Source organism: Nocardia sp. NPDC001965, assembly GCF_053594175.1.
This window is the reverse complement of record NZ_JBSFDZ010000047.1, coordinates 13,817-34,286: the sequence shown is the minus strand read 5'-3', so window position 1 is coordinate 34,286 and position 20,470 is coordinate 13,817. Positions and strand designations below refer to the sequence as shown.

At 66.8% G+C, this 20,470-nt stretch carries 21 protein-coding genes, 1 tRNA gene and 1 pseudogene; 17 read left to right on the top strand and 6 right to left on the bottom strand.

Features of this window, described 5'->3' with window-relative positions; all coding sequences use genetic code 11:
* Window positions 1–483: 483 nt before the first annotated feature.
* The 7 genes from ACWCPQ_RS31830 to ACWCPQ_RS31800 all read left to right on the top strand — a co-directional run bounded on the left by ACWCPQ_RS31830 (window position 484) and on the right by ACWCPQ_RS31800 (window position 6,390).
* Complete coding sequence (locus ACWCPQ_RS31830) at window positions 484–1,917, top strand: S1C family serine protease (protein WP_449905805.1); 1,434 nt, start codon at window positions 484–486, stop codon at window positions 1,915–1,917.
* Window positions 1,917–2,471, top strand: coding sequence for a MogA/MoaB family molybdenum cofactor biosynthesis protein (locus ACWCPQ_RS31825; protein WP_449905802.1), 555 nt, complete (start codon window positions 1,917–1,919; stop codon window positions 2,469–2,471). Before ACWCPQ_RS31830 ends, ACWCPQ_RS31825 begins: the two co-directional genes overlap by 1 nt.
* Before the next feature lie 13 nt (window positions 2,472–2,484).
* Entirely contained in the window at window positions 2,485–2,682 is a 198-nt protein-coding gene (locus ACWCPQ_RS31820; RefSeq protein WP_449905799.1) for a hypothetical protein, read from the top strand.
* A 545-nt stretch (window positions 2,683–3,227) separates the two neighbouring features.
* Window positions 3,228–3,902, top strand: coding sequence for an MspA family porin (locus ACWCPQ_RS31815; protein ID WP_449905796.1), 675 nt, complete (start codon window positions 3,228–3,230; stop codon window positions 3,900–3,902).
* A gap of 80 nt (window positions 3,903–3,982) precedes the next feature.
* Complete coding sequence (locus ACWCPQ_RS31810) at window positions 3,983–4,648, top strand: MspA family porin (protein ID WP_449905793.1); 666 nt, start codon at window positions 3,983–3,985, stop codon at window positions 4,646–4,648.
* A 320-nt stretch (window positions 4,649–4,968) separates the two neighbouring features.
* Entirely contained in the window at window positions 4,969–5,643 is a 675-nt protein-coding gene (locus ACWCPQ_RS31805) for an MspA family porin (RefSeq protein ID WP_449905790.1), read from the top strand.
* Between the two features lie 72 nt (window positions 5,644–5,715).
* Entirely contained in the window at window positions 5,716–6,390 is a 675-nt protein-coding gene (locus ACWCPQ_RS31800; protein WP_449905787.1) for an MspA family porin, read from the top strand.
* A 114-nt stretch (window positions 6,391–6,504) separates the two neighbouring features.
* Here the strand turns inward: ACWCPQ_RS31800 and ACWCPQ_RS31795 are convergent, their stop codons facing one another.
* The 3 genes from ACWCPQ_RS31795 to ACWCPQ_RS31785 form a co-directional block, all read right to left on the bottom strand.
* Complete coding sequence (locus ACWCPQ_RS31795; protein WP_449905784.1) at window positions 6,505–7,203, bottom strand: SAF domain-containing protein; 699 nt, start codon at window positions 7,201–7,203, stop codon at window positions 6,505–6,507.
* Between the two features lie 141 nt (window positions 7,204–7,344).
* Window positions 7,345–7,653 (bottom strand): FmdB family zinc ribbon protein, encoded by a 309-nt coding sequence (locus ACWCPQ_RS31790; protein ID WP_449905782.1) that lies wholly within the window; start codon window positions 7,651–7,653, stop codon window positions 7,345–7,347.
* A 116-nt stretch (window positions 7,654–7,769) separates the two neighbouring features.
* Complete coding sequence (locus tag ACWCPQ_RS31785) at window positions 7,770–8,354, bottom strand: 5-formyltetrahydrofolate cyclo-ligase (RefSeq protein ID WP_449905808.1); 585 nt, start codon at window positions 8,352–8,354, stop codon at window positions 7,770–7,772.
* A gap of 110 nt (window positions 8,355–8,464) precedes the next feature.
* Here ACWCPQ_RS31785 and ACWCPQ_RS31780 point away from each other — a divergent pair, with 110 nt between their 5' ends.
* From ACWCPQ_RS31780 to ACWCPQ_RS31760, 5 genes are all read left to right on the top strand, one after another.
* A complete protein-coding gene (locus ACWCPQ_RS31780) occupies window positions 8,465–9,430 on the top strand; it encodes a UTP--glucose-1-phosphate uridylyltransferase (protein WP_449905780.1) in 966 nt (321 codons plus the stop codon).
* Between the two features lie 36 nt (window positions 9,431–9,466).
* Window positions 9,467–10,726: a molybdotransferase-like divisome protein Glp gene (gene glp, locus ACWCPQ_RS31775; RefSeq protein ID WP_449905778.1), complete on the top strand. Its 1,260-nt coding sequence runs from the start codon at window positions 9,467–9,469 to the stop codon at window positions 10,724–10,726.
* An 11-nt stretch (window positions 10,727–10,737) separates the two neighbouring features.
* Window positions 10,738–11,388 (top strand): GNAT family N-acetyltransferase, encoded by a 651-nt coding sequence (locus ACWCPQ_RS31770; RefSeq protein WP_449905776.1) that lies wholly within the window; start codon window positions 10,738–10,740, stop codon window positions 11,386–11,388.
* Window positions 11,389–11,651: 263 nt separating this feature from the next.
* Window positions 11,652–12,689 carry a divisome protein SepX/GlpR gene (sepX, locus tag ACWCPQ_RS31765; protein WP_449905774.1) on the top strand — a complete coding sequence of 346 codons (1,038 nt, stop codon included), beginning with the start codon at window positions 11,652–11,654 and terminating at the stop codon, window positions 12,687–12,689.
* Window positions 12,690–12,811: 122 nt separating this feature from the next.
* Window positions 12,812–12,887, top strand: a tRNA-Ala gene (locus ACWCPQ_RS31760).
* Window positions 12,888–13,121: 234 nt separating this feature from the next.
* On the opposite strand, the gene ACWCPQ_RS31755 is transcribed toward ACWCPQ_RS31760, so the two are convergent.
* A complete protein-coding gene (locus ACWCPQ_RS31755) occupies window positions 13,122–13,397 on the bottom strand; it encodes a hypothetical protein (protein ID WP_449905772.1) in 276 nt (91 codons plus the stop codon).
* A gap of 321 nt (window positions 13,398–13,718) precedes the next feature.
* Between ACWCPQ_RS31755 and ACWCPQ_RS31750 the strand changes: the two genes are divergently transcribed.
* Window positions 13,719–14,486 (top strand): TetR/AcrR family transcriptional regulator, encoded by a 768-nt coding sequence (locus ACWCPQ_RS31750; protein ID WP_449905770.1) that lies wholly within the window; start codon window positions 13,719–13,721, stop codon window positions 14,484–14,486.
* An 85-nt stretch (window positions 14,487–14,571) separates the two neighbouring features.
* Here ACWCPQ_RS31750 and ACWCPQ_RS31745 read toward each other — a convergent pair.
* A pseudogene (locus ACWCPQ_RS31745) lies at window positions 14,572–14,790 on the bottom strand (TetR/AcrR family transcriptional regulator); the annotation flags it as partial.
* A gap of 417 nt (window positions 14,791–15,207) precedes the next feature.
* Here ACWCPQ_RS31745 and ACWCPQ_RS31740 point away from each other — a divergent pair.
* From ACWCPQ_RS31740 to ACWCPQ_RS31725, 4 genes are all read left to right on the top strand, one after another.
* Window positions 15,208–16,314: a fatty acid desaturase family protein gene (locus tag ACWCPQ_RS31740; protein WP_449905768.1), complete on the top strand. Its 1,107-nt coding sequence runs from the start codon at window positions 15,208–15,210 to the stop codon at window positions 16,312–16,314.
* Between the two features lie 142 nt (window positions 16,315–16,456).
* On the top strand, window positions 16,457–17,467 hold the full coding sequence (locus ACWCPQ_RS31735) for a glycosyltransferase (RefSeq protein ID WP_449905766.1): 1,011 nt from the start codon (window positions 16,457–16,459) through the stop codon (window positions 17,465–17,467).
* 114 nt (window positions 17,468–17,581) lie between these two features.
* Window positions 17,582–18,025 carry a DUF5994 family protein gene (locus ACWCPQ_RS31730; protein WP_449905764.1) on the top strand — a complete coding sequence of 148 codons (444 nt, stop codon included), beginning with the start codon at window positions 17,582–17,584 and terminating at the stop codon, window positions 18,023–18,025.
* A 758-nt stretch (window positions 18,026–18,783) separates the two neighbouring features.
* On the top strand, window positions 18,784–19,275 hold the full coding sequence (locus tag ACWCPQ_RS31725) for a DUF4254 domain-containing protein (protein WP_449905762.1): 492 nt from the start codon (window positions 18,784–18,786) through the stop codon (window positions 19,273–19,275).
* A gap of 66 nt (window positions 19,276–19,341) precedes the next feature.
* On the opposite strand, the gene ACWCPQ_RS31720 is transcribed toward ACWCPQ_RS31725, so the two are convergent.
* A complete protein-coding gene (locus tag ACWCPQ_RS31720; protein ID WP_449905760.1) occupies window positions 19,342–20,469 on the bottom strand; it encodes a glycosyltransferase in 1,128 nt (375 codons plus the stop codon).
* Window position 20,470 lies beyond the last annotated feature (1 nt).

Below are 20,470 nucleotides of genomic sequence, written 5' to 3'. Positions count from 1 at the left end.
GTTCAGGCCTCGAGACTCGCGCCTTCGGCGCATGCGCTTCGAGGCCTGAACGGCGAGACGGGCCTCAACCCTTCGAGGTGTCTCGTAAAACTCGACTCGGGTGGGTTGCGGGGGCAATCATGTTGCGAGGGTCTGGCGACTCGGGGGTCCTTCGTTCGAGGGGTTCCGGGGAGTCGAGCACTACATTGTCCTGTGCTCCTGTGCTCCTGTGCTCCTGTGCTCCTGTGCTCCTGAAGGCAATGGCTGTCCCTCGTACCCCTGTCCGGATGGTCCACCTCCGAGGCGGGGCCCGCCCCGGTTCTGGAGCGACGGAGCGGGGGAGCGAAGCGGAGGAGCGGAGGAGGGAAGAACCGGGGTCACGAGGGCCCCGCCCGCGACGCCGAAGGCGTCGCAAATAAACACAGCCAAATTAATGCGGCTCTCAGTTCGTTCTCAGTAGTTGTCGGCAGGCTGGACAGCGAATATGAGCAGAAAAGGGAAACTATGACCGAGGATTTCACCAATCGGCCGGCCGGGCCGGAATCCGGATCGGTGCCGCCCTCGACTCCGCAGCCGCCGCAGCCGCCGCAGCAGGCGCAGCAGGCGCAGGCGGGGCCGTCGTCGGGTCCTGGGCCGGTCGGCGGGCAGCAGGGCGTGCCGGGACAGCCGCCGGTGAGCGCTCCGGGGCAGTTTCCGGGCGGACCGCAGTTTCCGCCGGGTTCGCCCGGCGATACCGCGGCGTATCCCGCCGGCCCGTTCGGTGGCCCGCCGTCCGGTGATTCCGGGCAGTTCTACGCCGCGGTACCGCCGCCGCGACGGAGGCCGGTTCGTACCGGTCTGGTGGCCGGAGCGGTCGCGCTGGCACTGGTGAGCGGGGGTATCGGTGGTGCGGTGGGTGCGCTGGTGAGCGATTCGGGGGGCAGTCCGGCGGTGACGAACGCGCTGGACGCACCGGCTCCGGCGGTACGGGACGCGGCGAACGCTCCGGCCGGTTCGACCCAGGCCGTCGCGCAGCGGGTGCTGCCGTCGGTGGTGATGATCGAGGTGGCGAGCAATCGCGGCCAGGGGGAGGGGTCCGGGGTGGTGTTGTCGTCGGACGGTTTGATCCTGACGAACAACCATGTCGCGGCGGGGGGCGGCGCGAACGGTGAGATGTCGGTGACCTTCTCCGACGGCAGTACGGCGTCGGCGTCGCTGGTGGGTGCCGATCCGGTATCGGATCTCGCGGTCATCAAGGTGAAGGGAAAATCGGATCTGCAGCCGATCGAGCTGGGCAGTTCGGCGAATCTCCAGGTGGGTCAGCCCGTGGTGGCGATAGGTTCGCCGTTGGGGCTGGCGGGCACCGTGACCACCGGGATCGTTTCGGCGATGAACCGCCCGGTATCCACCACCGGAGAGGGCAGTAACGACCCGACTGTGCCGAATCCGGTGATCGACGCGATCCAGACCGATGCCGCGATCAATCCGGGTAACTCCGGTGGCGCGCTGGTCGACGGTCAGGGGCGGTTGATCGGGATCAATACGGCCATCGCGAGCCTCGGCTCGTCGGGAGAGGGCGGTCAGCAGAGCGGTTCGATCGGACTCGGTTTCGCGATTCCGGTGGATCAGGCGCGGCGCGTCGCCGATGAGTTGATCAAGAGTGGTCATGCCACCTACGCGCAGATCGGGATGACCGTGCAGCGTGACGAGTCGGTGCACGGTGCCCGAATCCTCGATGTGACGCCGAACGGCCCGGCGGCCGCGGCGAAGATCCCGCCCGGCTCGATCGTCACGCGGCTCGACGACCGCACGATCGATTCCGGTGACGCGCTGGTAGCGGCGGTGCGATCCAAACAACCCGGAGACAAGGTGACGGTGACTTATACCGACGAGCGGGGCGGTAATACCCGGACGGCCGAGGTGACCTTGGCCGCTGCCGCGGTGGAGGGAGGCCGGTGATGCAGTTGGTGACCGGGGGTGGGCACGCGGCGATCGAACTCGGCGCTACGGTGAGCGGTATGGAAATCGATGCTCCTGTTGCGGGGCGCGCACTGGTCGTGGTGGTGGACGATCGAACGGCGCACGGCGGTGAGGACTCGCTGGGCCCGCTGGTCACCGAGCTGCTCACCGAGGCGGGCTTCCTCGTCGACGCGTCCGTTTCGGTGGAAGCCGACGAAGTGGCGATCCGGAACGCGTTGAACACAGCGGTGATCGGCGGTGTCGACCTGGTGATCTCGGTCGGTGGTACCGGTATGTCGCCGCGCGATGTGACACCGGAGGCCACTTCAGAGGTGCTCGACCGGGATCTGCCGGGGATCAGTGAGGCGCTGCGGGCGTCGGGCCGGGTGGCCGGCTCGCTGGACGCGGGTCTTTCCCGTGGGCTGGCGGGTATCTCGGGCAGCACTCTCGTGGTGAACCTTCCGGGGACCCGGGCCGCGATCCGCGACGGGATGGCGACGCTGGGGCCGCTGGCGAGCCGGGTGATCGGCGAATTGTCCGGGCTGCTGGAATGAGCCGGGGCACGGCATGAGTGAGGGCGAGACCCCCGAGGTCCCCCGCCGGGCGAACCGCCGGGCGGGGGACCCGGCGTATCTGGACCGGGTGTTCGGTGAGGTGCTGCCGTCCACCACGCGCGACGAGCGGGACGAGGGTGCGGGGGCGAGCGCCGACGGCGACGACTGGTGGCGTTCGCAGGTGCCGCCGCATCACGGCGGCACCGGCTGATCCCGGAAAAGTATTGGCGCACAATGCTTTTCGATAGAATGCGGCGTTGATGCGCTATCTCCGGGAGGTAAAGGGGGAGCTTGTTTTTTTCGAATTGTCCAGACTTCTGCTGCCGCAGATTACAATCTTCGGTCATCGACGTGTCCGATTGACGCGCCGATTCTCTTGATGATTTCTTTGCGGTGAATTTCCGCGGCCGACGGCCGCATTTGTGCCGCCCACCTGCGTTTGCCCTGCGAGAGTTGACTTCTCGGCACGGCATGTGATTCGAATCACATTAACGTATAGCGAAAGCACCCTTTGTCCAACCTGTTACCGACCGTTTAATCTCGGATCGTCGACCGCCGCAATGGCGGTCCGGCGTGGTTCCGCAATGCGGTTCTCCGCCGGTCGCATTGGCGTGCATTGTCCGGTTTGCGGCGTTGCACCGAAATAACAACAGGTCACCTGTAGGTAACAAACAGGCGAAACACTGGTCTGAGCCGGCGAGTCATATGTCCGAGTCTCGTAGGCCATGCTGTTTGTCCGAAGTGATGAGGGGAAATATGAGCGAGAACCGCACCGACGGTGTACGTAACGGCGCCAGGATCGCGGGTGTCGGTGCCGCGGCCGCTGTCGCCGTGGGCCTGTTGTCGGTGGGCGCCGCGAACGCAGATGCCTTCGTGGCACTGCCCGACGGCCAGAAAGCCGGACCCGGAGTGACCATCACCCGTACGGGTGAGCATGCCGTCGTTTCGCCATCGATGGCAGCCAACGGGGCAGGCCGTGTGGTCTGGGTTTCCGGAAACGCCATTGCCGACGTCGCCGTGACGCCCGAGGGTGAGCCGGGCCCGAACAACGGTCCTACCGGCGAGGACGGCACCAACAATTCGTCCACACACGGCGCTTCGCAGCTCAACACCGGTTATATCGTCGGCTGCCAGGTGAGTATCGGCGAGGACGCGATCGGTCTCGGAGCTTCCGCGGGCCTGTCCCTCGACGGCGGTGGAGTCGGTGGCTCCATCGGGCTCGAACTCGGCCCGGGCGACGTCAAGTTCGTGCAGATCGACTACAAGGACATCACGAAGCCCGGCAAGTACTCGGTCGAGTACCAGGATGCCGAGATCGAGATCCAGGGTTGCGCGGGTTACGCGCAGGCGCGGTCGTACACGGTGGTCGAGATCATCGGCGACCACTACTCGAAGACCACGCTGTACGGCCAGCCGTTCAGCATCGGCTGAGCCGCCGCGCCCGACCACGTCGTATCGAACCGAACTTCCTCGCGCAGCCCGCGAGCTCTCCCTTCGAAGGGTGTAACCCAATGATCAACCGTAAGAATCTGGCGCGCCTGGCCGGCGTCGGCGCCGCCACCACCATCGCGCTGGGCCTGTTCTCGACCGGGGCCGCCAGTGCCGATACCTTCATTCCGCTGCCCGGCGGCGAACTGGTCAAGACACTGTCCGACGGCACGGTGGTGACCGTCCGCATGGTCGGCGAATCGGCTTCCATCAGCCCGTCGATGGGTGCTACTCCGGTGCATCGCAACGCCTGGGCATCCGGTAGCGCGCAGGTCGAGATCGCCGGCGGTGAGGACGTGGGCGGCAAGATCTACCCCGGCTACGTCGTGGGCTGCCAGGTGAACATCGACGGCGGCGGCGCCGAAGGCGGTGCCAGCGCCGATGTCGATACCGAGGGCGCCGTGAGCCCGAGCGCGGAAACCGGTGGCAACCTCACGGTCGGCCCCGGCCAGGCGAAATCGTTCTACGTCCTCGATATCGAGGGCCCGGACGACTTCGGTAGCGAGGATCACGCGACCAACAACAAGTTCGAGGGCAACAGCGGTTCGGTGACCTGGTCCGATCAGACCATCGGCCTGAGCGGCTGCGGTGGCTACGCGCAGGCCCGGTCCTTCGTCAAGGTCGAGGTGGAGACCGAGAACGTGATCACCTTCGTCACGCTCTGGGGACAGCCGTTCAGCCTCGGCTGATATCGACCGATCCGGACATATCGGCACGAGTACGGGCCCGCCGCAGCTGCGGCGGGCCCGTATTCTGTTCGTACAGAACAGGCTCAGCCGATATTCCGAGCGCATTTCCCCAGCACCCGTCACCTTCCGGCAACCCGGCAATCACCCGGTCGACACACCGTGTCGGCGGCACGGTATTCGAGTGTTCACCGGCTGTGCGGTTTCGGGTTCATCTAGTGGCTACAGCCATCCCTCAAGCTCTATGAAGCCTGTTCTCGGGCCGCCCCGATATCGAATCGCTGAGATGCCGGGAGTCGCTGAAAACCTTGATGAGGGGAAATATGAGCAAGAACCGCACCACCGGTCTGCGCTGCGGCGCGCGCGCTCTGGGCGTGGGCGCCGTCGCTGCCGTGGCCATGGGCCTGTTCTCGACCGGTGCCGCGAATGCGGATACCTTCGTGCCGCTGCCCGACGGTGAGAAGGCCGGGCCGGGCGTGAAGATCACCCGCACCCATGAGAGCGCGATCGTTTCGCCGTCCCTGGCCGCCAACGGCGTGGGCCGGACCGTCTGGGTCTCGGGCACCGCCACGGCCGATGTCTCGGTGACCCCCGAGGGTAAATCCGGTCCGAACAACGGTCCGACCAATGCCGGCGGCACCAATAATTCTTCGACCCACGGCGCTTCGCAGATCAACACCGGCTATGTCGTCGGCTGCCAGGTGAGTATCGCCGACAACGCGATCAGCCTGGGTGGCTCGGTCGGGATCAAACTCGACGGCGGCAGTGTCGGCGGCTCGGTCGGCCTCAAGCTGGGCCCGGGCGAGGTCAAGTTCGTGCAGATCGAATTCAAGGACATCGAGAAGCCCGGTGTCTACTCGGTCGAGTACCAGGATGTGGAGATGGCGATCCAGGGCTGCGCCGGTTACGCGCAGGCCCGGGCCTACACCGTCGTCGAGGTCATCGGCGACCACTACTCCAAGACCACCCTCTACGGGCAGCCCTTCAGCATCGGCTGACACCGGTACCGGTCGAATTCACCCATTTCACTTCTCGCTGTCGCGAATTCAACCCCAGAGGGGCACAAACACATGTTCAACCGCAAAAATCTGGCGCGCCTGGCCGGCGTCGGTGCCGCCGCCTCGATCGCGCTCGGCCTGTTCTCCACCGGAGCAGCCAACGCTGACACCTTCGTTCCGCTGCCCGGCGGTGAAATCGTCAAGACCCTGTCCGACGGCACCGTGGTGACCGTGCGAATCGTCGGCGAATCGGCCAACATCAGCCCGTCCATGGGCGCCACCCCCGTTCACCGCAATGCGTGGGTGTCCGGTAGTGCGCAGGTCGAGATCGCCGGTGGGGAGAAGGTCGGTGGCAAGATCTACCCCGGCTACGTCGTGGGCTGCCAGGTCAACATCTCCGGCGGCGGTGTCGACGGTAGCGTCACCGGCGATGTGAAGGTCGGTGACGACAGTGCCGAGATCACACCCAGTGGCAAGGGTGGCGCCAACCTGACCCTCGGCCCCGGCCAGGCAAAGGCTTTCTACGTCCTCGATATCGAGAAGCCGGACGACTACGGTGACGAGGAACATTCCACCAGCAACAAGTTCAAGGGCAACAACGGCTCGGTGACCTGGTCCGACGAGACCATCGGGCTGAGCGGCTGTGGCGGCTACGCGCAGGCCCGTTCGTTCGTGAAGGTCAAGGTCGAGACCGATCATGTGATGTCCGTGGTGACCCTGTGGGGCCAGCCGTTCAGCATCGGCTGATCCGAAAGTAGGGCTCATCCGGCCCATTTCGGGTCGGTCCCACATCTCGGTGCAGGGGCCTGCCGCGTAGTCGCGGCAGGCCCCTGCGTTTCTGTGCTGCCACGGATCGGGCGCTCAATGGAAGATCACGGTGAGTGCGCTGTTCAGCGAGGCCGCGGCCACGACCGCGGCCCGGTGGGGATCCATCGCTACGAGCACGACGCGGTCGGCGTGCCGGGTCGCGCCCGTATCCGTGGGCGGCCCCGATACCGATACCACGGCCGCGTCGACGGCCAGGGTGTGCGCTAGTGCCGATTCCGCGGAACCGGCGGCCACCACATCGACCCGGTCGCCGGCGCGGAGGATCTCGGTGATCGCGGTATCCGCGAGGCGGACGGGCACGATCCTGGCATTCGGGTGGCCTGTCGCGACCTCGGCCAGCCGTGGCCCGACCACGCGCACATCGGTGAGTACTTCGCCCGCGCGCAGGCCGGCGGTCAATACGGCGCCGAGCAGCGGGGCGGGGTCGGTGGCCGCGCCGCCGGGTGCGATACCCGGTGGATAGGAAGTGAGGCGTAGGTCCGCGGCGGCGAGCAGATGACCGGGTGGGAGGTCACGTGCCGCGACCACGAGGGAGATACGCGTGTGAGCTGGATCGCTACGCAGGAGCAGTACGACGGCAGCCAAGGCGCACAGGGCGGCCAGGATGCGCCGCAGGAGGACTCCATCGGCCCACGGTGGGCGATTGTCGAAGGCGGCGCGCCAGGTCTCACCGGTGCCGAGACGGCTGCGCCCGCCGATGCCCGTCCGGGCGGAGATTCGAGTGCGGCTCATGGGCCGAGCGTATGAACGATTTCCGGCCCGGACCGAGAGTTGTGCGCGATTGTGGACAACTCCCGGGGTGTGGAGAATCCCTGACGATGCCCGGCTGCTATCGCCGGGCGATCAGCGCCGGAGCGGCGCGAGATCCATCTCTCAGCTGGCTGCGGCGGCCGGGGTGGACGAGGTGCCGGTCGAACCCTTGTCGGAGCTCGATTTCGAGCCCGACCCGGACGAGGTCGACGCGGAGCTGTCGGACTTGGCCGGCTCGCTGGCGGTCGAGGCGCCGCTACGGCTGTCGGTCCGGTAGAAGCCGCTGCCCTTGAAGACGATGCCCACCGAATTGAAGAGCTTACGCAGGGTGCCGGAGCACTCCGAGCAGACAGTGAGTGCCTCGTCGGTAAAGGACTGAACGATATCGAAGCGGTTGTCGCACTGGGTGCACGCGTATGAATAGGTTGGCACAGGGTCCTCCGCAGTATTCGAGACTTAGCACTCTACAGCTGACAGTGCCAACAGTGCCAATCGCCGATTGATTCCCGGACACCTCCCATTGTGTCGAGTGCCACGGCGAAGGGTGCTCAGGGCGGGCCCGATCGGAGCCGCCGCGGGCCGTGGCCCGGTGTCAGTACCCAGGTCATCCGGATATCGTGCGGTTCCTCGGGCAGCCGCTCGACCAGCTCGTCGTCCCGGACGACGACCGTCCGCCGGGCGGCCGGATCGGCCATACCCAGCGTCCGGTCGTAGTAACCGGCCCCCTGCCCGAGCCGGACGCCGCGCCGATCCACGGCCAGCGCCGGAATCAGCAGCACCTCGGCCCGGGCGACGGTTTCCGGCGGCAACACCGGTCCCGCCGGTTCGAGCAGGCCGAACCGGGCCGGGCGCAACGATTCCGCACCGGTGAACTCGGCCCAGCTCAGCGCCCCCGGTTCCCCGGTCACCGGCAGCAGCACGCGACTGCCGGCAGCGCGCAACGCCTCGGGTACGGCTACCGATCCCGGTTCTCCGCGCATCGGCACGTAGGCGCACACCCACTCAGCGGGATCCAGATCCGCGGCCGCCGCGGCCAGCGCCGCGGCCTCCGCGGTACGTACGGACTCGGGCAGTCGCGCCCGGCGGGCGCGGATCTCCGCGCGCCAGGCCTGCTTGTCACGCTCGTCGGGCATGGGCACGGCGACAACCATAGGCTCTCACCGGTGCCGGTTTCGTCCCGTAAGTCCGCGGCGGGCCGGTGTACAGCCGTTTGGACGGCGCTGTGGATGGATAGGGTGTGTATATGACAGAAAAGGCCGCAGAACAGGGCAACGAGGGCGCCACCGCGCCGGAACCGGGCTTCCGGACGGCCGTCGTACCCGCGGCCGGGCTGGGAACCAGGTTCCTGCCCGCGACCAAGACGGTTCCCAAGGAACTGCTGCCGGTGGTCGACACCCCGGGTATCGAGTTGGTGGCCAGCGAGGCCGCCGAATCCGGCGCCAGCCGGCTGGTGATCGTCACCTCCCCCGGCAAGGACGGTGTGGTCGCGCATTTCGTGGAGGATCTGGTGCTGGAGAGCACCCTCGCCGAGCGCGGCAAGTTCCAGCTGCTGGAGAAGGTGCGCAAGGCTCCGGGGCTGCTCGATGTGAGCTCGGTGGTGCAGGAGGAACCGCTGGGTCTCGGGCACGCCGTGGCGCAGGCCGAAGCCGTGCTCGATCCCGACGAGGAAGTGATCGCGGTACTGCTGCCCGACGATCTGGTGCTGCCGTGCGGGGTGCTGGACGTGATGAACCGGGTCCGCCGTAAACGCGGCGGATCCGTGCTGTGTGCCATCGATGTGCCCAAGGATCAGGTCAGCGCCTACGGGGTTTTCGATGTGGCACCGGTACCCGATGCGGTCAATCCGAATGTGCTGCGTGTCAAGGCGATGGTGGAGAAACCGAGCCTGGCCGACGCGCCCTCCACCTTCGCCGCCGCCGGTCGCTACCTGCTCGATCGCGCGATCTTCGACGCGCTGCGCCGAATCGGCCCTGGTGCGGGCGGGGAACTACAACTCACCGACGCGATTTCGCTGCTCATCGACGAGGGACATCCGGTCCATGTTGTCGTCCACCGTGGGTCGCGCCACGATCTGGGTAACCCGGGCGGCTATCTTCGTGCTGCGGTGGATTTCGCGTTGGAGCGCGAGGAATACGGTCCTGCGCTGCGCGAGTGGCTCCAGCAACGGCTCGACCCGGCGTGGAACCCCCAACTCACCGCGGACGAATGAGATCGCCTGCGGGGCGAGGACATCGGGAAGGGCTGGATGCGCTCTGTTGAGGATCAGCAGATCAAGGTGACGGCCGCGGCCGTCGCGCCGCGGCCGGTGCGGGTCGCGATCTCCGAGGCCCAGGGCCTGCTGTGTGCCGAGGACGTGGTGACCGAACGGCCGCTGCCCGGGTTCGATCAGGCTGCCATCGACGGATACGCCGTGCGCAGTGTGGATGTGGCGTCTGCCGGCGCCGATATCCGGGACGAGGACGGCGAACTGGTCGACCTGACCTTGCCGGTGGTCGGTGAGGTGCTCGCCGGTTCCCGGCAGCCGATCCGGCTGCAACCCCGCCAGACGGTGCGGGTGGCGACCGGCGCGCCGCTGCCCACCCTCGCCGACGCGGTGCTGCCGCTGGATTTCACCGACGGTGGCCGGGGCCGGCTCAAGGTGTACGAGCCCGTGCGATCGGGTGATTACGTGCGCCGGGCCGGTGATGACGTGCAACCCGGGGATGTCGCGGTGCATGCCGGGACGATCATCGGTCCCGCTCAAGTGGGCCTGCTGGCCGCGGTCGGCCAGGACAAGGTCCTGATCCATCCACGGCCGCGGCTGTCGGTGATCTCGATCGGTGAGGAACTGGTCGATATCGACCGTGCGCCCGGACCGGGGCAGGTCTACGACGTGAACTCCTATGCGTTGGCGGCCGCCGCCCGTGATGCCGGTGCGGATGTGAACCGGGTCGGCATCGTCGACGCCGATCCGCGCCGGTTGCGTGATGTGGTCGAGGGCCAGCTGGTGCGGGCGGAAGTGGTGGTGATCGCCGGCGCGGTCGGCGGATGGGCTTCCGATCAGGTGTGCGAAGCGCTCGAGGGGCTCGGTGAACTGGAGATCGCCCGGGTCGCGATGCATCCGGGTTCGGTGCAGGGGTTCGGCCGGCTCGGCCGGGACGAGGTGCCCACCTTCCTGCTGCCGTCCAATCCGGTCGGCGCCCTGGTGGTTTTCGAGGTGATGGTGCGACCACTGATCCGGATCGCGCTGGGAAGGCGGCAGCCGATGCGCCGGATCGTCCGGGCCCGGACCATAACCCCGATCCAGTCCATGGCCGGTCGCAAAGGCTATCTGCGCGCCCAGTTGATGCGGGACGAATCCACGGGGGAGTACCTGGTGCAGCCGCTCGGAAACAGCGCGGGCGCGTCGTCGCATCTGCTGGCCGCGATGTCGGAGGCGAACAGTCTCATCGTGGTCGAACCCGACGACACCGAAATTCGCACCGGTGACAAGGTTCGGGTCGCGTTCCTGGCGCAGCGCGGCTAGAAGTGGAGTCCATGAATGTCTTCCGGGCCACCCAGCATCCCGGGTGGCCCGCGCACCTCGGCCCGGTGCGGGTGTCGGCCGGGGAGGTGACGTTGCGGCCCGTGCGGTTGCGGGACGCGGCGGCGTGGAGCCGGATCAGGATGCGCGACCAAAACCATCTGGAGCCGTGGGAACCCACCGGCCGCGGTGCCTGGGACGCGCGCAATCACGCTTCGAACTGGCCGCCGCTGTGGTCGAGCCTGAAGGCGGAGGCGCGCCGCGGTGCGATGATTCCGCTGGTGATCGAGGTCGACGGTGCGTTCAGTGGGCAGCTGACGGTCGGCAATATCGTGCGCGGCGCATTGCGTTCGGCATGGATCGGATACTGGGTCGCCAAGGATCTCGGCGGGCAGGGTGTCGCGACCGCCGCGCTGGCGCTGGGGCTCGATCACTGTTTCGGCCCGGTCGGATTGCACCGGGTCGAGGCGACGGTGCGGCCGGAGAATCTGGCGAGCCAGGCCGTCCTGCGCAATGTGGGGTTCCGCGAAGAAGGGCTGCTGCGTAGGTATCTCGATGTGGATGGGGCGTGGCGCGATCATCTGCTGGTCGGGATGACGGTGGAGGAGTTGCCCGGGAGAGTGGTCGATCGCCTGGCGCGGGAAGGGCGGTTGACGCTGCGGTGAGGCGGCGCCGGAAACCGGCCTGTCCGGAACCGGCTTTGGTGGAAATGTGACTCATGTGGCGGAAGTGCACGGCGCGCCTGCCGTGTTGTACCCCTACTCGGAATTAACCTACGGACGTCGGTGGTGCGCCTTGCGCCACCGGTGGAGAGCTCGTACCACGATCTGCGAGACGTACCCGCGGGGAAGGACTCCGGCGCCGGGTCGCACACGGTTCATGGCGGGGGCTCGGACGACGACCAGGCGGGACGGAGGTGCTGACGACGATGCCGAATTCGATCCTGTGGATCGGGCTGGTCGTGTTGTGGGTCTTCGTCCTGTTTCCCATCCTTGCCGACCGGCATCCGAGAATCCGCCGGACAACCGACACGGCCCTGGCCACGCGGGTACTGCATCGTGGAGATTCCAAACGGCGTAAGGGAAGTGGCCATGCTCGTAAGAAGCGGACCACCCGGCCCTACCGGAAGCGTCACCACGCCAACGATGCGGAGGATCCGATGAGTACATCGGCCGAGGAGAGCGGGACCGCGGCTGACGAGGAGAAACCCGATCACGGTATCGGCGATCCGGCCGTGGCCGGGCCCGAACCCGACGACGACACCACCGCCCGCGAGATGGAGTCCGGCGACGGCGGGGAAGAACCCGGCGCCGACGCCGGCGAGCTGTTCTCGTCCGATTCCGAGGATGTCGACGGTGCCGCGTCCGCTGCCGCGAGCAATGTGCCCGCGCGCATACCGCCGGTTCGGGCCACGATGCGCGCACCGATACCCGAACCCGAGTACGAGTACGACGACGAGGAATTCGTGCCGACCCGGCGGGGCCGCGGCGGTTACGACCCCGAGGCCGATGCCGTGGCGCGGGCCGCCCGCTACACCTTCCGGCAGCGAGCCGTGGTGGCACTCGTTCTCGGTGCCGTCCTGTGCGGCGGCCTGGCGGTCGCTGTCGCGCCCATTTTCTGGTGGGGCTGTGGCGGCGCTGTGCTGTCACTCGGCACCTATCTGGGATACCTGCGCAAACAGGTCCGGATCGAACAGGAGATCCGCCGGCGGCGCAGCGCCCGGCTCACCGGCCGCCCCGAATCGGCCGAGTACGGGCTCGCGGGTGCCGAGGCCGGTTCGGCGCGGTCGGCCCGCCCGGGAATGGATCGTGATACCGCCCGCGCCCTGCGTCGTCGCTCGCAGCTGCTCGAGCCCGACGACGAAGATCCGGCATTCGAGCATCTGGACGCCTACGACGCGAGCGTCGCCCGGACAGTGCGCAATCGGGCCACCGGCGGTGATATCCGCCGGGCCGCCGGTGCCTGAGCGCTTTGGGCGGACCACGGTGCGATGGTCCGACACGGGTACATATCCGCAGGCCGAGGCCCGATTCGGATTCTGCTTACCCTTTTTGCTAGAGTGACACAGCGCGGTTCACCGAGCCGCACGGGGCTATAGCGCAGTTGGTAGCGCGTCTCGTTCGCATCGAGAAGGTCAGGGGTTCGATTCCCCTTAGCTCCACCACAAGAGTCGGAGGGTATCTTCCTCTGCTCTTTCATTTCAGGATGAAGCCCGGGATCCACCGGACATCGTCGGATTTCAACGGTCGCCCAGCGCCGCGGTGCGCGGGTCGGTGTATCGAACGATTGTCCCCCACCTGCGGTGGCCTGAAATCGTCCCAGGCCACGGTCGGCGGGAGCGTCGGCGCCGTTCTGCGGCGGGTTGTCGGTCATAGCCTGCTTCCGGCAAGCGCGGAGATCACAGGAAGAAGCTGCGCCGGTCTGCCGCGTTCAGCCTGTCGAGGTGTCCGCCTTCGTTGTCCCCGCGGTACAACGCGACGTCGTTCTGGTCGTGGTCGAGACGATGCCGGGTCTGGGCGGCCACGAGTTCATCGGCGGTGAGTGCGTTATCGGGTCGGAACGCGGCCGACAGCAACGCTCGAGCGGGGCCGTTGGCAGTAGCCGCGGGGATCACCAAGAGGACGAGGCGGGTGCGGTCGAGACCCAGGACACCCAGTTGTTCGTGTGGGGCCATCAGCCCCGGCGACCGCCCCGGGGCGGGGAATGCGCGGTGTCGGCAACCGATGGGATAAGAACAGGTGGTAGGTGGGCGCCACGACAAAGGCGGATCGCGAGCCCCGGGAACATTGTGGGCGGCGCGTCGTCCTCCGTCGGCGGACTTCTACCGGGAATTCCACCGGTGCACCGTGTACGGACCGTCCTCGCGATCGTCGGGGTGGTCTTCGAACGGCTTTCTCGTCGATCTTGAATGAACCCGTGGACATTGCGCGCGTCAGTGTGTCAACGTTGTAGGTCTACATTGATTTCTCGCAGGCAGGAAAGAAGAGGCTCCGAGGTGGCCGGACCGCCGGACAACCGCAGTCATGCAGGTGATGGTCGTCGGGGCAGCCCGGTTACTCGGGCGGCGGTGCTGAGCGCGGCGGTCGAAATCGTCGACCGCGACGGGGTCGACGGGTTGTCGATGCGGCGTCTGGCCGAAGCAGTGGGTCGCGATCCGATGGTGATCTACCGGCATCTGCCGAACAAGGCAGCTGTTCTCGACGGTGTGGCCGAGGTGGTGATCAGCGCGTTGTCGGTCGATGCCGAGGCGTCGGATTGGGTCGCCGAGGTGCGGCGGGTGGCCCGGGAGTTCCGGGGAGTGGCGTTGGCGCATCCGCGCGTGGTGCCGCTACTGGTGACCCGTCCGCTGGCGACGCCGCTCGGTTTGCGGCCACCGGCGGTGGTGCGGCCGCTGGAAGATATGCTCGCGCTGCTCACCCGGGTCGGGTACACCGAGGTCGATGCGCTGCATATCTACCGGGCGCTGTTCGGGTTCCTGTACGGGCATGTGCTCAACGAGTTGCAGGAGATTGTGGAACGCCCGGAAGAAACCGACGATCTGCTGCGGCTGGGGTTGTACCGCTTGCCGATCGGGGAATTTCCGCTGGTGCGCGCCTTGGCGCCGGTACTTGCGACCTACGACTGCGCGGTGGAGCTCGAGCGTGGTCTGGACATGCTGCTGGCCGGGCCGGCGGCGACGTTGCCCGGACCGGATCACGCGCAGCTGCCCGGGTCCGGCGATGCCACGTTGCCCGGACCGGGGGATGCGCCCACGTCCCGATGACGGGATGCGTCGGGGTGCTCCGGCCGTGTCGTGCCCGGGATGACGGTCGCGGTGAGGCCGCTGATCAGGATGTCGAGACCGCGTTCGCGGATTTGTCGGCGGCGTGCCGGTAGAGCGTCATCGGGTCGCGGCCGAGCCGTTTGCCCAGGCGACGCATCGATAGTTGCTCGACACTGTCGTGGTCGATGATGTCGAGCGCGGCCGCCAGAACCACCGTGCGGGTCAGTGGTGGGTCGCGGCGATTTCCGAGCCGATCGCCCGATCGGTCCAGGCTGTCGAACGGACCCGCCCTCGCATCGATCATCGCCTGCACCACCTGTTCAGCCCGCTGTTGGTAACGACGTATATCTACACTGTAGACTGACGTTGTATCCGCTACTGGGCTGTTCGTATATCCGGGCGGATGCGTAGACCGGTCGGCTGATCCGGGCGACCGCGGCCGGACAGCGCGTCCGGAGACGGGGCCATCCCGATGGCCGACAAATACCAGATCATGCACCGGGTTCGGGCAGCGAGAGCGAGCCTGAACAGTTGCTCGAGAAAACGGGCAGCGGCAACCGCAATCGAGCGCAACGGATCGTCCCACCGGCCCGCGGTTTCATCGGCGGAGGCGACGAACGCGATAGAAAACGCGTTCAGACGCTGACCGGTGTGGGTTGAACAGTGCACCGGCACCGGTTCGGCCGCGACGCAATACTCGGCGAACTCGAGGTTATGAGCAATGGCAATTACCGAAGTCGGTGTCTACGCGCACCTGAGTCCCGCCGATATCGAAGCGCTCGGCAACGACCTCGATGCGATACGGCAGGATATCGTCGATCAACGGGGCGCACGGGATGCGGCCTACATACGCCGCGCCATCGCCGCCCAGCGGGGACTGGATGTGGTGTCCCGTCTGATCATTGCCCTGAGCAAGGGCAAGGTCGGCTGGTTGCTCGGAGTCGGCGGACTGGCGGTGGCCAAGAGTATCGAGAACATGGAACTCGGGCACAACATCTGCCACGGCCAATGGGACTGGATGAATGATCCCGAGATCCATTCCCGCACGTGGGAGTGGGACATGGTGGGGCTGTCGGCGCAATGGCGATACTCGCACAACTTCCGTCATCACGTGTACACGAATGTGGTCGGCATGGACGACGATATCGGGTTCGGTGTCATGCGGGTGACCCGCGATCAGCCGTGGCGGCCGCGGCGGCGCACCCTCGCCGCGAACGCGGCTGCGAATACCGCACGCAATCTCTGGGCCTATGTCGTCATATTCTGCGGCCACTTTCCGGACGGTGCCGAGAAATTCGCGCCCAGCGTGGTCGAGGAGGAGTCGAAGCCCGAGTGGTATCTGCGGCAGATGCTGGGCACCGCCAACTTCGATGCCGGTCCGGTTCTGGCGTTCGCGAGCGGGAATCTGTGTTACCAGATCGAACACCATCTGTTTCCCGACCTGCCCGGCAACCGCTATGCCGAGATCAGCAGCCGGGTGCGGGCGCTGTGCGAGAAGTACGACCTCCCGTACACCACCGGTCCGTTACTGCGCCAATATCTGCTGACCCTGCGTACCATTCACAAACTTGCGCTACCGGACAGGTTCTTGATCGCGAACAGCGACGACGCACCCGAGACCGCCTCGGAGCGGAAGTTCTATGGGCGTGATCAATTCGAGCCCGAGGACGCGCGGGACAGCGCCGCCTCCGCGGGACGGGCCCGCCGACGCGGCTTGCGCTCCGCACTGCACACGATGGCGAGCCCGACAGGGATAACGGCGACGCCCGGCATTCGCCGCCGCGAACTCCGGATATCGCGACGGCGCCGAAAAGCCCTGCAGCACTGATGACATCGGCAACGGCCGGTCGACATCGAACAACGGAGAAAGGCAGATAGGTGCAGGTTCGAACCCGCAACCGGCCGAATGCCACATCGGACTCCAGTGGCGACCGGTCACCGGCAGCGAAAAGCAAGGTGAGCACATGTACATGAGCACGCAGACCATCTCCTACACCCATCTGTTCCGGCTCAGCGACGACCGGGGGATCTTCGAACACGCGCGGCTCAGCGAGCCTCGTATCGAGGGCGGGTACTGCGTCGACGACGTCGCGCGGGGCCTCGTCGTCGCGGTTCGTGAACCCGAGCCGTCTCAGGAGTTGCTCGACCTCACCATGGTGTATTTCGACTTCTTGATCGAGGCGTTCACCCCGGACGGGCGGTGCCACAATCGGTGTGGGTCGGACCGGCATTGGCAGGACGAACCGAGTCTCGATGATCATTGGGGGCGTGCGTTGTGGGCACTCGGCGTCGTGGTCGCGCACCGGTCCGATCTGGCGGAGACGGCGCTGGCCAGCTTCATGGTCGCTGTCGGGCAGCGGCCGCGGTCGGCTCGTGCGATGGCGTTCGGCGTGTTGGGTGCGGCCGAGGTCTTGGGGGTGGATCCCGGGAATCGGCGTGCTCGTGGATTCTCGAGTGATGCTGTGTCGGTGATCGGTCCGCCGACGCGTCGGTCCGATTGGCGGTGGCCGGAGCCGCGGTTGCATTATGCCAACGCTGTGTTGGCCGAGGCGTTGCTCGCGGTCGGTTCGATACCCGGTAAGGAGCGTGTCCTGGCTGATGGGTTGGCGATGTTGCGTTGGCTGCTCGCGATCGAGACGGCCGGTGATCACCTTTCGGTGACTCCGGTCGACGGCTGGGCGGTCGGGGAGCCGAGGCCGGGTTTCGATCAGCAGCCGGTCGAGGTGGCGTGCCTGGCCGATGCCTGTGCCCGTGCCTACGACGTGACCGGGGATCGGCATTGGAGAGACGCGGTCATGTTGTGCGAAGCCTGGTTCCGTGGCCGCAACGATATCGGGGTCCCGCTGCTCGACCCGGAAAGCTTCGGTTGTTCCGACGGGCTGGAGGCCATCGGTTGCAATGAGAACCAGGGCGCGGAGTCGACGCTGGCATTGATTTCGACTCAGCAGCAGGCCCGGCGCCTGGCGCGAGAACCGTTGTAGGAAGAACTACTCGGCACGTTCGTCGATCGGTCGATTCGATGCTCGGACAACCACCGGTCCCCGAACCGGATCACTGTAGTCGCCCTGACCGTGGGCGGGACAGGAGTAAAGAATATGAGGTCACGAACGAACGAGATCAGGCGGCAGGACTGGTCCACCCAGCAGGTGCGGCTCGAGCTGGCTGCCGCCGGCGTCGGAAATGCCGATGACGTCTGGTGGCCGCACAGTCGCGACCTCGTCGCGGAGCTCACGGGTCTGTTGCCGGTGCTGCGGCCCGCGCTCGGCCCCGTAGGTTGCGTGGTCTTTCATCGCGACGAGTGGACCCCCACACCGCGGGAACTGATCAGCGGCGGGCTACGGACTCGACTCGACGGGTACCGGCATATGCCCGCACGGACTGTCGATGTCATCGGTGTCGGCGCGACGCTGACCCTTCGGCTCATCACTCCGGTCGCCGATATCGCAACGAATGCGGCACAGCCCCACTCGATCCGCGAGGACGGGGCAGGACCCGATATCGACACCTTGCTCCGCGCCCGGTACCGGCGCGGCCGCTGATCAGGCGATCTCGTCCAGCAGAACATTGAGCTGTGTCGTATTGAACATCGTGTCGGTATGGCCGTGAATTGCCCGTATTTCCCATTGTTCACCTCGCCACACCATGGGATCGGATGCATGGTCACGACGCCGCCGAATCGGTTGGTGACCACTTTGTATCGACTGGCCATGTGGCCGCCCAGCTGCCCCGATACGCGACCGATCGTTGCTCCGACGCTGACTTCCCGTTCGAAAATCACCGTCCTTGTTCGGCCCGCGCGGGGGTCTCGGCAGCTTCAGCGAGATCGTCGAGGTCCTCGCCGGTGGTGCCGTCCGTCCAGGCGCCCTTCGATCCGGTTTCCCGCCTTCGGTCATCAGATCGTTCAGGCTGGGGACCATGTCGAGATGGTCAGGTTCACAGAGGCACCCGCGTCGGCGATTCCGACGGCCGCGACCGCGATGTTGATCTCCTTCTCGAAGCTGCTGCGTGCGGCGACCGTGCTGGTGTGGTGATCGCCGACGAGGCCCGCGAGGATCATCGACCGCCGGCCAGTTCTCTCGCCCCGGAGCCGAGTGCGTCGAGCTTTTCGTAGATCGGGGGGCGGGCGGCTCTGGTTGCGTTCGTGCGCAATCGGTTCGACGAGAGAACGAGTGCCTACCACCCTCGAATTCGAGAACGCAATAGTGCGTTTTTCTCGCTCGAGTTATGTGTATCGACTATTGTCAGTGGCTGCACAAAACCTGTCCGATATGCGGTACGACCGAATCGAGAGCCGATCATGTTTGAGCAGAGTGTGATGGTGCCGGGCGATGTTCGCACGGGGACGGCGGTGATCGGGCCCGCTCTGAGCCTGCCCACAGCGACGCAACTGCTGTGCAGCTTCCAGGGGACCCGGTTCGAGGATCACGAAGTGCTCCGATCGGCCCGGGCACTGGCCCTGCTGCACGGTCATCGGGTGGCCGTGCGCGATCTGCGCCTGGCCGCCGACCTCGACGACCGGCGTCGGGAACTGGTCGAGGACATCGATGTCTGGATCGGCTCGCGGTCGCTACGGCACGACGGTGACGTGCTGATCCACGCCGAAACACTGGGAGCGGTGATCGACCGGATGGCCTGGGGGTGGGTGGACGCGAATCAGGTCGTCGAGATCGACGGGCGTGATCACCAGGCCCGGAAACGCTGGCAGCGGCTGGCGGAGTTGATCGACGGGTACACGGAACTGATCTGCGATGTTCTCCGGGGCGGACGGCGGCTACCCGGCCGGAAATGAAGCCGGTTCACGGTGTGCCCGTGCGCGCTGTCCTACGGGTTCGAAACGGTGGATTCGTCTTTCGGCTCAGCGGTCGAGCACGGCCAGCATCCCGGAAACGGCCGCGGGCCAGGTGAACTGTTCGGCGCGGCGGCGGGCCGCGCCGCGCCGCTGGGTCGACGGCCGGGCCAGCACATCGGTGATCGCATCCGCGAAAGCCGCCGGATCGTCGGCGGCGACCACGCCGCAGTCGGTGGTGAGAATATCGGCCAGCGCCGAGGATCGGCTTGCGATCACGGGAGTCCCCGAGGCGAGCGCTTCCAGGGCGGCCAGGCCGAAGGTCTCGTGCGGGCCCGGAGCCAGGGAGATATCCGCCGTCGCCAGTAACCTGGCCACGTCGGCTCTTTCGCTGATGAACCCGGTGAAATGTACAGCGGGAAGACCACCCGGTAGCGCCGGTAACAGCTTCGCCCGGCGTTCCAGCGCATCGCGGCGCGGACCGTCACCGGCGACCACCAGGCGGGCCGCGAGTCCGCCCCGGCGTAGTTCGGCGAGCGCTTCGATACTGCGATCGGCACGTTTCTCCACCGACAGCCGACCACAGTGCACCAGCAGGGGCCGGCCCGGCGCCCCGAGCTCGGCTCGCAGGCCGTGGTCGTGCCGGTGTGGGCTGAACAGGTCCAGATCCACACCCAGCGGGACCATCTCGACATTCGACGCGTCGATCCGCCGGAATTCGGCCCGCGCGAACTCGGTGGTGCACACCACCATGTCGTAATCGGCCGCGGTGCGACGGTTGGCGATATCTGCGCAGCACCGGGCCATCCGGTCGGGCATGACCTGCCCCAGCAGCCGGTCCAGGCGCTCATGGGAGATCATCACTCCGGCCACGCCCCGGCGGCGGGCCCACCGGCCGAAACCGCGCAGAGTCATCCGGTCGGACACTTCGAGGACATCGGGTCGCAGACCGCCGAGTACGTCGGCGACCCGACGCGGGTCGGCGGCCCGGTAGCCGCCTGTCCAGGGGATCCCGACCGCCGGCAGCGTGAGGCGCAGCGCTCCGCTCGGCAGGATTTCCTCGTGGCGCCGCGGCCCTGGCACGATCAGCACGACTTCGTGTCCGGCCGCCACATATCCCTCGCCCAGATGGTGCAGCGCGGTCCGCAGCCCGCCCGAGCGCGGGCCGTAGAAATTCGCCAGTTGCACGATGCGCACA